Here is a 14306-nt window from a genome sequence, read left to right on the forward strand (position 1 = left end):
AGGGGGTGGCAATGGCTCCCGAACCGCGAGCGCAACGCTGGGCACGCATCCGGGCCGAACGGCGTGAGCAGATCCTGGCCGGCGCGTCACGGGTGTTCGCCCGGCATGGCCTGGACGATTCCAGCATGGCGCTGGTGGCAGCCGAGTGCGAGTCCACGAAGGTGACCCTCTACGCGCACTTCCGCAACAAGGAGTTGCTTGCAGCGGAAGTGCTGCAGCGTTGGCTGACAGCGATTGAACATGGGGTGAGCCTGGTCGGCCTTGACACGGATGATCTCGGCGAGCTCCTCTGGTCAATTGCCGAGGGCCTCACGGCGGTCACCATGACCGATGACTACCGGTCGCTGTTCCGGGCGATTCATCACGGCAAGGGGGTTCCCGAGCCCATCCTTGCGCGATGGGAAAGGCGATTCAATCGACAGCGCACCACGCTCGCCAGCGCGTTCTCACCTTCCGGATCGCCAGATGCCGGCATACACGCCAGCGCCTTCCTGGCGTTGATCGACCAGGCCGGGTCTGCGCACCAGGCCGGCGCGATAGTCAGGCTGTTCCTCGCAAACTATCAGGCGCGAACGCGCTGACCTGGCGTGTGGGCTGCTGGATTCCACTTCAGCCACGAGACAAACGCTGAAAATGCTGGAGAGGGCTGCCGGCGGTTCGGGTAGTAGAGGTGATAGCCGGCAAAGGGTACGCACCACTTGTCGAGCACGGCAACCAGCCGGCCCTGCGCGATGTGCTCCGCCACCATCGGCTCTGGCGCATAGGCCAGGCCTAGTCCGTCCAGTGCGGCATTGATGACGTGGGTCATGCTGTTGAACACCAACGGGCCTTCGCCGCGCACGGTGAACTCCTTGCCCTTCTCCTCGAACTCCCAGGCGTAGATGGCACCGTTTGGACGATGCCGGATGTGCACGCAGCGGTGCTGGGTTATGTCCGCGGGCGTCTTCGGTTCTGGGTGTTTCTTGAAGTAGGTGGGCGAAGCCACTACTACCAGGCGCCAGTCAGGCCCGACCCTGACCCCGATCATGTCCTTGCTGAGCGCCTCGCCCAACCGGATGCCGGCGTCGAAGCGCTGTTCCACCACATTGGTGAAGCCGTAGTCGACGTAGAACTCAAGGGTGATGTCCGGGTACTCGGCAAGGAACCCCGCAAGACGAGGACGGATGATGGTTTCCATGGAATCGTCCGTGCAGGAGATCCGCAGGGTGCCTGCTGGGCGGTCGCGCAGGTCCCCCAGCGCCTCGACGCTGGCGCCAATGGCCTCGAAGTGCGGTGCGATGGAGCGCATCAGGCGCTCGCCCGCTTCCGTTGGAGAAACGTTTCGCGTGGTGCGGGCCAGCAGGCGGATGCCCAGGCGTTCTTCCAGCAGCCGCATGGAATGGCTCAACGCGGAGGGCGTGACCCCCAGGCGAGCGGCCGCCTTGGTGAAGCTCTGCTCCTGTGCCACCACCAGGAAGGCTTGCAGGTCATGGGTCTTCACAGTGCTCATGGGTCAAATTGTGAGCCAAACTCAATAATGCATCAACTTTCAGCTGGCTTATCGCGGAAGCGACCGGGGACTATCGTGGCGTCCTGAACCCCACAGAGGCCCTCCGCGCATGAAATCCACCACGCTGCTGCTGGCATTGGCCGCCAGCCATTTCGTTCCGCACGTTGCCTTGGCGGCTGACGCGCCGACGGCCGCGAGGCCTGTTGGTGCAGACAATTTCTACAAAAGCACCCGCGTTACGGGCGAGCGTGTCAGTTTCCGCAATCAATACCAGATGGAGGTGGTTGGCACGCTGTACCGCCCTCGGGGCCTGCCGCGTGATGGCCGCGCGCCCGCCGTGGTGGTTGGCCACCCGATGGGAGCTGTGAAGGAGCAGAGTTCACAGTTGTACGCCCAGAAGCTGGCTGAGCAGGGCTTCGTTACGCTGGCGATCGACCTTTCCTTCTGGGGTGAAAGCGCGGGTGCCCCACGGCACCTGGTGTCGCCGGAAATCTACGCCGACGATATCAGCGCGGCCGTGGACTTCCTGAGCACGCAATCGTTCGTCGACCCGGATCGAATTGGTGGCCTGGGTATCTGTGGAAGCGGCAGCTTTGTCATCAGCGCAGCAAAGATCGACCCGCGCATCAGGGCCATTGCTACGGTCAGCATGTATGACATGGGCGCGGCGGTGCGCCAGGGGCTGAACAACACGCAATCGTTGCAGCAGCGCAAGGAAATGATTCAGGCGGCAACGCAGCAGCGTCTGGTCGAGTTCAACGGCGGGCAGGCGGTGTATGTGCCCGGCACGGTAAACAAGCTAGGGGCCGATACGCCGGAAGTACAGCGTGAATTCTATGATTTCTACCGCACGCCCCGCGGCGCTTACGCGGCCGAAGGCGAGCGAAGCGAATGGACCACCCAGCCGCTGTTCAGTAGCTTGGTCAAGTTCATCAACTTCCATCCGTTCAATGATATCGAGACCATCTCGCCCCGGCCGATGCTGTTCATCTCCGGCGACGCCGCACACTCACGCGAGTTCAGCGAGGACGCCTACCGCAGGGCCGGTCGACCGAAGGAGGTCTACTGGGTGAAGGGTGCCGGTCACGTGGATCTGTATGACCGTATCCACCTGATTCCCTTCGACAAGCTGACGACGTTCTTCCAGCACGGCCTTGCAGGGAAATGAGTCGCTTCGACGCCACTGCAGGCCCCGCCAATTGGAGCGGTGTGCTCGCAATGACACTGTGTGTCTTCGCGTTGATCGCTTCTGAGTTCATGCCGGTGAGCCTGCTCACGCCGTTGGCTGCAGATCTTGGCGTGACCGAAGGGCTCGCCGGATATGGGATAGCCATCTCCGGCGCGTTTGCCGTGCTGACCAGCCTGTCGGTCTCCCGGTTGGCCGGGAACATCAATCGCAGAACGTTGCTTCTGACCCTGACCGGATTGATGGCGGTCTCTGGTTTGGTGGTGGCGTTGGCTCCCAACTATCCGGTCTACATGGGGGGCCGTGCGCTGATCGGCGTGGTGATTGGTGGTTTCTGGTCACTGTCCGCCGCAACGGCCATGCGGCTGGTGCCTGCGGCGCAGGTGCCACGTGCGTTGGCGATCTTCAACGGTGGCAACGCGCTGGCTACGGTTGTAGCCGCGCCGCTGGGCAGCTACCTGGGTGGCATCATCGGATGGCGCGGGGCCTTCCTGTGCCTTCTGCCGGTGGCTGGCGTTGCGCTGGTATGGCAGTGGATCTGCCTGCCGTCCATGGCGGCGGAGGGCAGGCCGCCGCAAGGCGGGGTCATTGCACTGTTCGGGCGGCGCGTAGTAGCGCTGGGCATGGTCGCGTGCGGTGCCTTTTTCATGGGGCAGTTCGCCTTGTTCACCTATGTGCGGCCGTTCCTGGAGCGGGTCACCCGCGCAGATGAATCTGCCGTCCCGCTGGTGCTGCTGGCCATCGGTGCAAGCGGCTTCGTTGGCACGCTCGCCATCGGGGCATTCCTCAGGCGCGGCCTCTACCGCACGCTCGTAACCATCCCGGCGTTGATGGCGGTCATCGCCGTGGCTCTGGTGCCGCTGGGTCCGCAGCTCTGGCCGACGGCCGCACTGTTTTCGGCATGGGGCCTGCTGGCCACGGCTGCACCGGTGGGCTGGTGGAGCTGGCTGGCACGCACCTTCACCGACAACGCCGAAGCGGGCGGGGGGTTGATGGTAGCGGTGGTGCAGTGCTCGATCGCGCTGGGCTCCACCGTCGGCGGGCTGCTGTTGGACAGCTTCGGCTTTGCCAGCACGTTCATGGCCGGTGCTGGCCTGCTGTTGATCGCGGCGCTGCTTGCCTATCTCACTGCCGCCGAATCTACGCCCGCGTGCGAGCCGGCCGTGGCTGCGCAGGCGCGTGGCTGATGGCACGCGTGACGTCGATCGTTCGGCAACTGCTATTCCTTTACCTTGCTTCTCTGGCCGTGCCCGCATGCTCTGGCGAGCGGAATGATCACACCGTCGCTCCTACAGAAGGAGCGTCCAATTCGGAGGTCCATCCCATGAAGATCAAGCTGATGATCAGCGAGCGGACGCTGTCGGCGACCTTGGAAGACAGCATCCCCGCACGCGAATTCTTCGCTCAATTGCCTCTCACGCTTCAGCTTGATGACTACGCCGCTACCGAAAAGATTGCGCAGCTCCCGCGCCGTCTCAGCGTGGCTGGCGAACCGGCGGGCATCACTCCGGTGGCTGGCGACATCACCTTCTATGCACCGTGGGGGAATCTGGCGATCTTTCACAAGCCGTTCGGCTATTCGAAGGGCCTGGTCCGGTTGGGACACATCGAGGGAGGACTGCAGGTCCTTCGTGCCAAGGGGCCGCTGGAAGTCCGTATTGAATCCGATTGATGTTCCTTATCCCGGTGTAGTGACACGCCACGCGTGTCATGCGTCCGTTCTCCAACACCTCCCACACCGCACCGTTGTGCCCTGCAACATGCATTTTCGTGCACTGCGACTTGCATTGGATCGATTTAGTACTCTATGGTGCAATCGATTGCATTGCGGTGAATTGTTGCGTTTGATACCGGTTGGGAGGCCGGAACGTGGATGTCCATCCATTCGAGCGGATCGTCCCCGGTCGCGGGGCTCACGCGGCGAGATGCGTTGCGCATGGCGATCGCCGGCAGCCTTGGCTTGGGCGTTGCAGGCGTGCTGCCTGCGGTTGCCGCCTCCGACGCGCCGCTCAAGGGCAACCTGAAGCATTCCGTCGCCCGCTGGACGTTCCCGCAGCAGTCGATCGCACAGCTCTGCCAGACGGTGAAGGGCATTGGTTTTGCCGCCATCGACCTGGTCGGTCCGGAGGACTGGCCCACGCTGAAGGCCAATGGCGTATACAGCTCCATGTGCAACGGCGCGGAGCTGGGCCTGACCAAAGGCTTTGCCGGTAGCCAGTTCCATGACCAGCTCGTGGACCGCTATACCCGGCACATCGACCTGGTGGCCGATGCCGGCTATCGCAACCTCATCTGTTTTTCCGGCAATCGCAACGGCATGGACCCGCAGGAAGGCATGGCCCATGCCGAAGCGGGACTCAAGCGCATCCTCGGGCATGCCGAGAAGCGCGGCGTCGTGCTGGTGATGGAGCTGCTGAACTCCAGGGTCGACCATCCCGACTATCTGTGCGACCACTCTGCCTGGGGGGTCGAGCTGTGCCAACGGCTCGGCTCGGATCATTTCGGCCTGCTCTACGACATCTACCACATGCAGATCATGGAGGGCGACATCATCGCCACCATCGGCAAGCACCATGCTTGCTTCAAGCATTACCACACCGCAGGCGTGCCTGGCCGGCACGAGATCGGAGATCAACAGGAACTCCACTATCCGGCCATCTGTCGCGCGATCCGCGACACCGGTTTCGATGGCTATCTGGCGCAGGAATTCATGCCTGCGGCGCCGGATCCCGTCGGCTCGCTGCGCGAGGCGATCCGCCTCTGCGATGTCTGAAACACTATCTACCCAGGTGAAGTGGAACCCATGGCAGACAATCACTATGACGCCATCGTCGTTGGCTCCGGAATCAGTGGCGGTTGGGCGGCGAAGGAACTGACCGAGAAAGGCCTCAAGGTCCTGATGCTGGAACGCGGACGCAACATCGAGCACGTCAAGGACTACGTCAACGCGATGAAGGAGCCGTGGGATTTCCCGCACCGCAACCGGCCGACCCAGGCGATGAAGGCCGACTTCCCGGTGTTGATGCGCGACTACGGTCTGGCCGAGAACCTTGAGGGCATGTGGGCCGACGAAAAGGAATCGCCGTATACCGAAACCAAGCGGTTCGACTGGTTCCGCGGCTATCACGTGGGCGGTCGCTCGCTGATGTGGGGGCGGCAGAGTTATCGCCTGTCCGACCTGGATTTCGAGGCGAACCTCAAAGACGATATCGCCACCGATTGGCCGATCCGTTACGCTGACATCGCGCCCTGGTACGACCACGTGGAGAAGTTTGCCGGCATCGCCGGCACCCGCGAGGGACTGGACGTGTTGCCGGACGGCCAGTTCCTGCCGCCGATCCCATTGAACATCGTCGAAAAGGACGTGGCCGCGCGCATCAAGAAGGCGTTTGGCGGCACGCGGCACATGATTCACTCGCGCACCGCCAACATCACCCAGCCCATGCCCGAGCAGGGCCGCGTCAACTGCCAGTATCGCAACAAGTGCATCCTGGGCTGTCCGTTCGGTGCCTATTTCTCGACCCAGTCGGCAACGCTGCCGGCGGCCATGAAGACCGGCAACCTGACCCTGCGGCCGTTCTCGATCGTCAAGGAAGTGCTCTACGACAAGGCCCGCAAGCGTGCGCGGGGCGTGGAAGTCATCGACGCCGAGACCGGGCAGACCTACCAGTACACGGCCAAGGTGATTTTCCTCAACGCGTCCTCGTTCAACTCGACCTGGCTGCTGATGAACTCGGCCACCGATGTCTGGGACGGCGGGCTGGGTTCTTCGTCCGGCGAGCTGGGACACAACGTGATGGACCATCACTTCGGTGCCGGTGCCTCCGGCCGGGTCGAGGGTTACGACGACAAGTACTACTTCGGCCGTCGCCCCTGTGGCTTCTACGTTCCCCGTTTCCGCAACGTCGCCGCCGACAAACGCGGCTACCTGCGCGGCTTCGGCTACCAGGGCGGCGCCAGCCGCAACGGCTGGTCGCGCGATATCGCCGAACTGAACATCGGCGCCGACCTGAAGGATGCACTGACCCTGCCGGGTGACTGGCGCATCGGCATGACCGGATTCGGTGAAATGCTGCCGCACCACGACAATACGATTTCCCTGGACCCGGACCGCAAGGACAAATGGGGATTGCCGGTGTTGGCGATGGACGTTGCCCTGCGCGCGAACGAAAGGAACATGCGCAAGGACATGGCCGCCGACGCCGCCGAGATGCTGGAGGCGGCCGGCGTCAAGGACGTGGAGATGCACGACAACGACTACGCCCCGGGCAAGGGCATCCACGAAATGGGAACCGCGCGCATGGGCCGTGACCGCAGCAGCTCCGTGCTGAACCAGCACAACCAGGTCTGGGATGCACCCAACGTCTATGTGACCGACGGTGCGTGCATGACCTCCAGCGCCTGCGTGAATCCCTCGCTGACCTACATGGCGCTGACCGCACGCGCAGCCGACCACGCGGTACGCGAACTGAAAGCGGGGAACCTGTGATGGAACGGCGCGACCTCCTGAAGATGATCCTCGCCGCCACGGGCGCGGCCATGGTCGGCCTGCCCGCGCTTGCGCAGGGAGCGGTTCCGGCTGCGGGCGCGAAGCACGGCTTCTCCGCCGCCGACGTGGGCACGCTGGACGACATCGCCGACACCATCCTGCCGCGGACCGGTACGCCGGGAGCGAAAGACGCCGCGACAGGGCTTTTCATGGCCCAGTTCGTCACCGACTGCTATACCGACAAGCAGCAGGCGACGTTCCGCGCCGGCCTGGCCGATATCAATACACGCGCCGGCGGCCGGTTTGCGTCGCTCACGCCGCAGGCCCGCACCGAGCTGCTGCGCACGCTGGATGCGGAAGCCAGGAAACGTGCCGTTGAGGTGGGTGAAACCGGCACCGCCGATGCGGGCGAAGCGATCCCACATTACTTCACGATGATCAAGCAGCTGGCCATTTTCGGCTATTTCACCTCGAAGGCCGGCGCGACCGAAGCGCTGCAGTACGTCGCCGTGCCGGGCCGATACGACGGCGACGTGGCCTATGTCCCCGGTACGCCCGCTTGGGCTACCGGCTGATGGAAAGGAACACGATGACCAGATCCCTCCTGATGACCGCCTGCCTGTTGGCTGCAGTACCTGTGCTCGCGCAGGCCGGTGGCGCCCCCACGCGTGATCCGACGAAGACAGAGGTGTGGAAGCCCGTGCCCGCGACCGTGGCCACGCCGCCGGGTGGCGCGCCCTCCGATGCGATCGTGCTGTTCGATGGCAAGGACGTCTCCGCGTGGGAGGCGGAGCAGGGCGGACGCGTGCCCTGGAGCGTTGCCGATGGCGCGCTGACCGTGGTGCCGGGGAGCAAGGGCATCCGCACGCGCCAGCGCTTCTGCGACATCCAGCTGCATGTCGAGTGGCGCTCGCCCACCGCGGCCCAGGGGTTTGAAGGCCAGAACCGCGGCAACAGCGGCATCTTCCTGCAGGACCTGTATGAGCTGCAGGTGCTGGACAGTTACAACAACCCGACCTATGCCAACGGCCAGGCCGCCTCGCTCTACAAGCAGGCCATTCCGCTGGTGAACGCCTCGCGGGCGCCGGGCGAGTGGCAGGCGTACGACGTCATCTGGAAGGCCCCGCGTTTCTCGCCGGGGGGCGGGCTGCTGTCACCGGCCCGCATCACCGTGCTGCACAACGGCGTGCTGGTGCAGGACGACACCGTCCTGTCGGGCAAAACCGAGTACATCGGTGCGCCTTCGTACGCGCCACACGGGTGCGCGCCGATCTCCCTGCAGGAACACGATTCCAGCGTCAGCTACCGCAACATCTGGGTGCGCGAACTTTAGCGCCACGCCCTGCGTTGGCTTAGCGGTGCCGGCCCACCTCGGCCCGGCACCGGCATCCTAGTTCGCCAGGTAGCTGGCGAGGTTGTCGATCTCCTGTTCGGACAGCTGGGCAAAGGGCGGCATCAACCCGCCGCCCTTCCTGATCTTTTCCTTGATCTGCGCCGGCTGCAGCCGCTTGCTGACATCGGTGAGTGCAGGGAATGTTGGCGGAACCCCCGCGCGGGTCGCGCCGTGGCAGGCCGTGCAGTGGGTTGCGTAGAGCTGTGCGCCGGCCGCAGGATCGTCCTTGGACCATGCCGCGGTTGCGAGCGTGGCACCCGATAGCAGCACGGCGATGGTCAGGATCGGTTTCAAACGCGTATTCAAGCGGAACTCCTTCGCGGGCTAGCGCTGCGCGCGGGCTGGCAGGGGGGCGGTCAGGTGGGTACGCAGGTAGTCCGCCCCGGTCTGGATGACCTTGGCCGGATCACGCGGCTGGTCGTGCTCGACGATGTACCACTGCACGCCGGCACCCGCCGCGGCAGGCAGGATGGCGCGCCAGTCCAGGGTCCCCTGGCCCACGGCGGCGAAGCCGCCCTCGTTTTCGGCCTGGCCCTTCGGTGCGTTGTCCTTGGCGTGTACCGCGAACACGCGGCCCTGGAACTTGCCCAGCATCACCGCCGGGTCGTAACCCGCACGCGCGACCCAGGCCAGGTCCAGCTCGGTCTGCAGGTCGGGGCCGGCCGCAGCGAACAGCAGTTCCAGTCCCGTTTTACCGTCGAAGTCGACCAGTTCGAAGTCGTGGTTGTGGTAGGCCAGGCGCATGCCCTTGGCGCGCAGCTGCGTCGACATCCGGCCCAGTTCCTGGCCCAGGGCGGTCCAGCCGGCGGCATCGGTCGGCCGATCCTTCTTGTCCAGGTACGGCACCACCAGCGTCGTGTTGCCGATCGCACGGTTGAAGGCCACCACGCCATCCAGGTCCCCGCGCAGATCGGCCAGTTGCACGTGGGACGAAATGGCCTTGATCGAATACTGGTCCAGCCGTTGCTTGAGTTCGGCGGCACTGACGTTCTGGGTGCCAACCGTTTCCACCGCGCTTACCCCCGCGTCGTGGACAATCTTCAACTGCTGGTCGAGCGAACCGGCGTCGCGCAGGGTGTACATCTGCACTGCGATGGGCTGCTGCGAACCGGCCGCTTCGCCTGCGAAAGCGGGCAGGGCGGCGAGCAGCAGGGCGAGGGTGGCGGTCGTGCGTGTAGCAGTGTTCATCAAGAACTCCTCCCAAAATTCAACCGATGGTGGTCCAGGCGCGAGACCTGGCCGATGCGATGACGCGGTCGACGATCAGCGCCGAGCGCACGCCGTCATCGAAGGTGGGCAGCCCCTCCGGCTGCTCGCCGTCGATGGCGCGATAGGTGTCGGCGACGAACGCCTCGAAGCAATGGCCGTAGCCCTGCGCGTGCCCGGCCGGCAACATGGACAGCCGGCGTTGTTCGGCACTGCCGGCGCCTGGCCCGCGTACGAAGATTTCCTCGCGCTGGTCGGGCATGCCGATCCACAGCCGCTCGGCGTCCTCCTGGTTGAACGCCACGCTGGCGTTGGCGCCATCGATCTCGAACCAGAGGCGATTATGGCGTCCCGCCGATACCTGGCTGACCGTCAGTGACGCCAGCGTACCCGCGCCGGTCCGGAACATCGCGGCAGCCACGTCCTCGCTGGATACCGCCTGCTTCGCGCCGCCCGCCGCGGGCGTGGTGAAGCTCTGCCCGGTGAGCGTGCCGCGCTCGTCGATTACGGTGGCGAATGCCGCGCTGACGTCGACGAAGCGCTCGCCGCCGACCCATTCCACCAGGTCGCACCAGTGCGAGCCGATGTCGGCGAACACGCGCGACGCGCCGCCCAGCGCGGGGTCCACCCGCCAGTTGTTGCTGGCAGGGTCCAGCAGCCAGTCCTGCAGGTAGCTGCCGTGGATCAGGTGCAGCGGCCCCAGCTCGCCCTGCGCGATGCGCGCGCGCGCCTCGCGGACCACCGGGTGGTAGCGGTAAACGAAGGGCACCGTGGCTACCCGCCCGGTCGAGGCAGCCAGCGCAGCCAACGCCTGGGCGTCTTCCAAACTGGTGGCCAGCGGCTTCTCGCAGATCACGTGCTTGCCGGCTTCCAGCGCCGCCTGCGCCATGGCGCGGTGCAGATGGTTGGGCGTGCACACGTGCACGACCTGTACCTGCGGGTCGGCGATCACGTCCTCGATGTCGCGATAGCCGCGCGGGACATTCCACGACCGCGCCACGTCCGCTGCGCGTTGCGGGGAAGAGGCGGCTACGCCGCGGACCTCGGCACCGGCCAGCAGTGCCGCGCGGCGATGCACGGCACCGATCATTCCGGTGCCGACGATGGCGATTCCAAGCTTGCGCATCGGTCAGGGTCCCCAGGGCGTGGAAGGCGCGGCCGCGACGACCGGCCGGTCGCGGAACAGCACCAGGAAGGCGACCAGCACGACCAGCGCCACGCCTGCCGGGAACAGCCAGATCCGCTGCCAGTCCGGCCCCGCCGCCGTGGTGTAGTGCTCCACCACCGCGCCGGACAGGAACGTGCCGATCAACATGCCCACGCCGTAGGTGGCCAGGGTGATGAACCCCTGCGCGCTGCTGCGCGCGGCGGGGCCGGCATGCGCATCGGTGTAGATCTGGCCGGTGACGAAGAAGAAGTCGTAGCAGATGCCATGCAGCACGATACCGATCACCAGCAGGGAGAAGCCGCCGCCCGCATCGCCAAAGGCGAACATGACGTAGCGCACCACCCACGCGGCCATGCCCACCGCCAGCATCGTCTTCACCCCCAGCCGCACGAACAGGAACGGCATGGCCAGCATCAGCAGGACTTCGGATACCTGGCCCAGCGATTGCAGACCGGCCGCGCCGCGCACGCCCAGGTCGTTGAGATACGGGTTGGTGAAGTTGTAGTAGAACGCCAGCGGGATGCAGATGGCGATGGAGGCCAGGAAGAACACCAGGTAGGAGCGCGACTTCAGCAGCCGCAGCGCATCCAGCCCCAGGATCTGGCCCAGCCCGGCATCGCGCTGCTTGGCCAGCGGCGGCGTGTGCGGCAGGGTGAAGGCGTACAGGCCCAGGGCCAGCGATGCCATCGCCGCCATCTGGAAGGTCAGCTCGAGTCGGTGCGCCTGTTCCCAGCCCAGCCAGCCGATCAGCACGCCGGCCACGATCCAGCCGATGCTGCCGGCCACCCGCACTGGCGGGAACTGCTTTTCAGGCGAGTGCATGTGCCGCATCGCCACGCTGTTGGCCAGCGCCAGGGTCGGCATGAACAGCAGCATGTAGCCCATGACGCAGGCGAAGAACGTGCTGAAGTCCGTCGCCGTGGACGCCAGCCACATCAGCACCGCGCCGGCCAGGTGCAGCACCGCGAGGATGCGCTGTGCCGCGAAGTAGCGATCCGCGATCAGGCCAACCAGGAAGGGCGCCACGATGGCGCCGATGGATTGGCTGAGGAAGGCGGTCGCCACCTGGCTCGCGCTGGCCTGGAGTGGGCCCTGCACCAGGTACGTCCCCAGGGTGACGAACCACGCCCCCCAGATGAAGAACTGCAGAAACATCATCGCGCCCAAGCGCGACATGGCGTGCGTCATGGCTTGCCCTCCCGGGCGGTAGTGGTTCAGATCCCCAACAAACGGTGCAGTGCGTCCGGATCGGCGCCGCTGTCGGCGAAGTCATCGAATGCACGTTCGGTCACGCGGATGATGTGGTCGCGGACGAAAGCGGCACCTTCCCGCGCACCGTCTTCCGGGTGCTTCAGGCAGCACTCCCACTCCACGACCGCCCAGCCCGGAAAATCGTATTGGGCGAACTTGGAGAAGATCGCCTTGAAGTCGATCTGGCCGTCCCCGAGCGAACGGAACCGCCCCGGACGGTCGATCCAGTCCTGGTACCCGCCATACACGCCACTGCGCGCACTGGCACGAAACTCCGCGTCCTTGACGTGGAAGATGCCGATGCGTTCGTGGTACCGGTCGATGAAGCCCAGGTAGTCGATCTGCTGCAGCAGCAGGTGGCTGGGGTCGTACAGGATCCGGGCGCGAGGGTGGTGGTCCACCACATCCAGGAAGCGCTCGAAGGTCGCGCCGTCGTGCAGGTCCTCGCCCGGGTGGATCTCGAAGCACAGGTCCACACCGCTGGCGTCGAAGGCATCCAGGATGGGGCGCCAGCGCCGGCCGAGTTCGGCGAAGGCTTCTTCCACCAACCCCGGCGGGCGTTGCGGCCAGGGATAGAAGTACGGCCAGGCCAGCGCGCCGGAGAAGGTGGCATGCGCGGTCAGCCCCAGGCGCTGGCTGGCCTTGGCGGCGAGCAGCAGCTGCTCCACCGCCCAGGCCTGGCGTGCGGGCGGATCGCCGCGCTTGTCCGGCGGCGCGAATCCGTCGAACAGGGCGTCGTAGGCGGGATGGACGGCGACCAGTTGCCCCTGCAGGTGGGTGGACAGCTCGGTGATCTGCAGGCCATGTCCGGCCAGCATGCCGGTGATGTCATCGCAGTACGCCTGGCTGCGCGCCGCCTCGGCCAGGTCGAACAGATGGGGCGCGCTGGTGGGTACCTGTACGCCAGAATAGCCCAGCCCCGCCGCCCAACCGGCGAGCGTGTCGAGCCGATCAAATGGAGGTGTGTCGCCGATGAACTGCGCCAGGAACAGCGCTGGACCTTTGAGCGTCTTCACAAGGGGATTCGCCCGCGATGCAATCGATTGCATTACCCTAGCAGGGTCTCCCTCAAGACCTGTTGTGCACTGCACAGCGGACGGAACAACTAAAAACCATGGCCACCATCTACGACATCGCAAAGCACGTTGGCGTCTCCGCGGGCACGGTGTCGCGGGCGCTTTCCCGGCCGGAAAAAGTCCTGCCGGCCACGCGCACGCGGATCGAGCAGGCCGCCGTCGCGCTGGGGTATGTCCCCAACACGGTTGCCCGGACGCTCAAGACCCAGCGCAGCGGCAAGATCCTGGTCACCGTGCCGGACATCGCCAATCCGTTCTTCGCCCAGATCCTGCAGGGCGCGGAGGAAGCGGCGCAGGCGGTCGGCTACGCGGTGCTGCTGGGCGATACCCAGCATCGCCCCGACCGCGAAGAGCGCTACGCGCAGATGCTCCGGCGCAACGAGGCCGACGGCCTGATCGTGCTGGGGCATCGGCTACCGCCGACGGCGCGCGACATCGTCCAGCAACTGGGTTCCGCCGCGCCGGTGGTCAATGGCTGCGAGTTCGACCCCGCGCTGGGCATTCCCAGCGTGCACATCGACAACGCGGCGGCCGCCCACGCGGTGATGGAACACCTGTATGGACTGGGGCATGAGCGGATCGCCGTGGTGGGCGGACCGCCCGACAATCCCCTGCACACGCAACGACTGGAAGGGGCCCGTGCCGCCGGCAGGGCACGCGGCCGCCTGCGCAACCTGAGCGAAGTGCCGGGCGATTTCTCGGTGGAATCCGGCCATGCGGCCGCGATGGCGCTGTTGTCGCGCGCGCCCCTGCCCACCGCGATCTTCTGCTTCAGCGACCAGATGGCGCTGGGCGCCCTGGCGGCCTGCCGGGATATGGGCATCCGGGTGCCGGATGAGGTGTCCATTGTGGGCTTCGACGACCTGGCGTCATCCCGTTACCTCACGCCCCCGTTGACGACCATCAGGCAGCCCATGCGGGAGATCGGTGTGCGCGCGGTCAACCTGCTGCTCGCCATCATCGAACGCGTGGATGTGCCGCTTCAGCAGACGCTGGATTTCAGCTTGATGCTGCGCGGCTCCACGGCTGCGCCGAGGGGTAAGTGACC

At 65.5% G+C, this 14306-nt stretch carries 15 protein-coding genes; 9 read left to right on the forward strand and 6 right to left on the reverse strand.

The genetic code is table 11. The annotated features are described in order from the left end of the window. Nucleotides 1-11 precede the first annotated feature (11 nt). Nucleotides 12-581 (forward strand): TetR/AcrR family transcriptional regulator, encoded by a 570-nt coding sequence (locus J7J08_RS01240; protein WP_214900739.1) that lies wholly within the window; start codon nucleotides 12-14, stop codon nucleotides 579-581. On the opposite strand, the gene J7J08_RS01245 is transcribed toward J7J08_RS01240, so the two are convergent. Then, the gene (locus tag J7J08_RS01245) at nucleotides 563-1489 is read right to left on the reverse strand and encodes a LysR family transcriptional regulator (protein WP_214900741.1); all 927 of its coding nucleotides are present in this window, start codon (nucleotides 1487-1489) and stop codon (nucleotides 563-565) included. The two genes, J7J08_RS01240 and J7J08_RS01245, sit on opposite strands and share 19 nt — an antisense overlap. A gap of 109 nt (nucleotides 1490-1598) precedes the next feature. On the opposite strand from J7J08_RS01245, the gene J7J08_RS01250 reads away from it, so the two are divergent. The 7 genes from J7J08_RS01250 (at nucleotide 1599) to J7J08_RS01280 (ending at nucleotide 8497) form a co-directional block, all read left to right on the forward strand. After that, nucleotides 1599-2657: an alpha/beta hydrolase gene (locus tag J7J08_RS01250; protein ID WP_214900743.1), complete on the forward strand. Its 1059-nt coding sequence runs from the start codon at nucleotides 1599-1601 to the stop codon at nucleotides 2655-2657. Nucleotides 2658-2707: 50 nt separating this feature from the next. After that, complete coding sequence (locus J7J08_RS01255; RefSeq protein ID WP_251006335.1) at nucleotides 2708-3862, forward strand: MFS transporter; 1155 nt, start codon at nucleotides 2708-2710, stop codon at nucleotides 3860-3862. A gap of 137 nt (nucleotides 3863-3999) precedes the next feature. Continuing rightward, the gene (locus J7J08_RS01260; RefSeq protein WP_214900747.1) at nucleotides 4000-4347 is read left to right on the forward strand and encodes a cyclophilin-like fold protein; all 348 of its coding nucleotides are present in this window, start codon (nucleotides 4000-4002) and stop codon (nucleotides 4345-4347) included. A 201-nt stretch (nucleotides 4348-4548) separates the two neighbouring features. Further along, nucleotides 4549-5448: a TIM barrel protein gene (locus tag J7J08_RS01265; RefSeq protein WP_214900749.1), complete on the forward strand. Its 900-nt coding sequence runs from the start codon at nucleotides 4549-4551 to the stop codon at nucleotides 5446-5448. A gap of 30 nt (nucleotides 5449-5478) precedes the next feature. Further along, entirely contained in the window at nucleotides 5479-7164 is a 1686-nt protein-coding gene (locus J7J08_RS01270) for a GMC family oxidoreductase (protein ID WP_214900751.1), read from the forward strand. Continuing rightward, a complete protein-coding gene (locus J7J08_RS01275; protein ID WP_214900753.1) occupies nucleotides 7164-7739 on the forward strand; it encodes a gluconate 2-dehydrogenase subunit 3 family protein in 576 nt (191 codons plus the stop codon). The genes J7J08_RS01270 and J7J08_RS01275 overlap by 1 nt, the downstream gene beginning before the upstream one ends. A 14-nt stretch (nucleotides 7740-7753) precedes the next feature. Continuing rightward, entirely contained in the window at nucleotides 7754-8497 is a 744-nt protein-coding gene (locus tag J7J08_RS01280; RefSeq protein ID WP_251006336.1) for a DUF1080 domain-containing protein, read from the forward strand. Nucleotides 8498-8554: 57 nt separating this feature from the next. Here J7J08_RS01280 and J7J08_RS01285 read toward each other — a convergent pair whose 3' ends face one another. The 5 genes from J7J08_RS01285 to J7J08_RS01305 are packed head-to-tail and all read right to left on the reverse strand — an operon-like array spanning nucleotide 8555 to nucleotide 13198. Beyond that, nucleotides 8555-8851: a cytochrome c gene (locus J7J08_RS01285; RefSeq protein ID WP_214901563.1), complete on the reverse strand. Its 297-nt coding sequence runs from the start codon at nucleotides 8849-8851 to the stop codon at nucleotides 8555-8557. A 30-nt stretch (nucleotides 8852-8881) separates the two neighbouring features. After that, a complete protein-coding gene (locus tag J7J08_RS01290) occupies nucleotides 8882-9745 on the reverse strand; it encodes a sugar phosphate isomerase/epimerase (protein ID WP_214900757.1) in 864 nt (287 codons plus the stop codon). A 19-nt stretch (nucleotides 9746-9764) separates the two neighbouring features. Continuing rightward, complete coding sequence (locus J7J08_RS01295) at nucleotides 9765-10889, reverse strand: Gfo/Idh/MocA family oxidoreductase (RefSeq protein WP_214900759.1); 1125 nt, start codon at nucleotides 10887-10889, stop codon at nucleotides 9765-9767. 3 nt (nucleotides 10890-10892) lie between these two features. Beyond that, on the reverse strand, nucleotides 10893-12119 hold the full coding sequence (locus J7J08_RS01300; RefSeq protein ID WP_214900761.1) for a nucleoside permease: 1227 nt from the start codon (nucleotides 12117-12119) through the stop codon (nucleotides 10893-10895). Nucleotides 12120-12145: 26 nt separating this feature from the next. Then, nucleotides 12146-13198: a sugar phosphate isomerase/epimerase family protein gene (locus J7J08_RS01305; protein WP_214900763.1), complete on the reverse strand. Its 1053-nt coding sequence runs from the start codon at nucleotides 13196-13198 to the stop codon at nucleotides 12146-12148. A 98-nt stretch (nucleotides 13199-13296) separates the two neighbouring features. On the opposite strand from J7J08_RS01305, the gene J7J08_RS01310 reads away from it, so the two are divergent. Beyond that, entirely contained in the window at nucleotides 13297-14304 is a 1008-nt protein-coding gene (locus tag J7J08_RS01310) for a LacI family DNA-binding transcriptional regulator (protein ID WP_214900765.1), read from the forward strand. The last annotated feature ends 2 nt before the right edge of the window (nucleotides 14305-14306 follow it).

The organism is Stenotrophomonas sp. ISL-67, from assembly GCF_018612915.1.
Lineage (GTDB): Bacteria > Pseudomonadota > Gammaproteobacteria > Xanthomonadales > Xanthomonadaceae > Stenotrophomonas.

Bases quoted from the DNA above. Each gene is read 5' to 3' on its own strand.
- J7J08_RS01240 (WP_214900739.1), top strand. From the start codon at position 12: ATGGCTCCCGAACCGCGAGCGCAACGCTGGGCACGCATCCGGGCCGAA.
- J7J08_RS01245 (WP_214900741.1), bottom strand. From the start codon at position 1,489: ATGAGCACTGTGAAGACCCATGACCTGCAAGCCTTCCTGGTGGTGGCA.
- J7J08_RS01250 (WP_214900743.1), top strand. From the start codon at position 1,599: ATGAAATCCACCACGCTGCTGCTGGCATTGGCCGCCAGCCATTTCGTT.
- J7J08_RS01255 (WP_251006335.1), top strand. From the start codon at position 2,708: ATGACACTGTGTGTCTTCGCGTTGATCGCTTCTGAGTTCATGCCGGTG.
- J7J08_RS01260 (WP_214900747.1), top strand. From the start codon at position 4,000: ATGAAGATCAAGCTGATGATCAGCGAGCGGACGCTGTCGGCGACCTTG.
- J7J08_RS01265 (WP_214900749.1), top strand. From the start codon at position 4,549: ATGTCCATCCATTCGAGCGGATCGTCCCCGGTCGCGGGGCTCACGCGG.
- J7J08_RS01270 (WP_214900751.1), top strand. From the start codon at position 5,479: ATGGCAGACAATCACTATGACGCCATCGTCGTTGGCTCCGGAATCAGT.
- J7J08_RS01275 (WP_214900753.1), top strand. From the start codon at position 7,164: ATGGAACGGCGCGACCTCCTGAAGATGATCCTCGCCGCCACGGGCGCG.
- J7J08_RS01280 (WP_251006336.1), top strand. From the start codon at position 7,754: ATGACCAGATCCCTCCTGATGACCGCCTGCCTGTTGGCTGCAGTACCT.
- J7J08_RS01290 (WP_214900757.1), bottom strand. From the start codon at position 9,745: ATGAACACTGCTACACGCACGACCGCCACCCTCGCCCTGCTGCTCGCC.
- J7J08_RS01295 (WP_214900759.1), bottom strand. From the start codon at position 10,889: ATGCGCAAGCTTGGAATCGCCATCGTCGGCACCGGAATGATCGGTGCC.
- J7J08_RS01300 (WP_214900761.1), bottom strand. From the start codon at position 12,119: ATGACGCACGCCATGTCGCGCTTGGGCGCGATGATGTTTCTGCAGTTC.
- J7J08_RS01310 (WP_214900765.1), top strand. From the start codon at position 13,297: ATGGCCACCATCTACGACATCGCAAAGCACGTTGGCGTCTCCGCGGGC.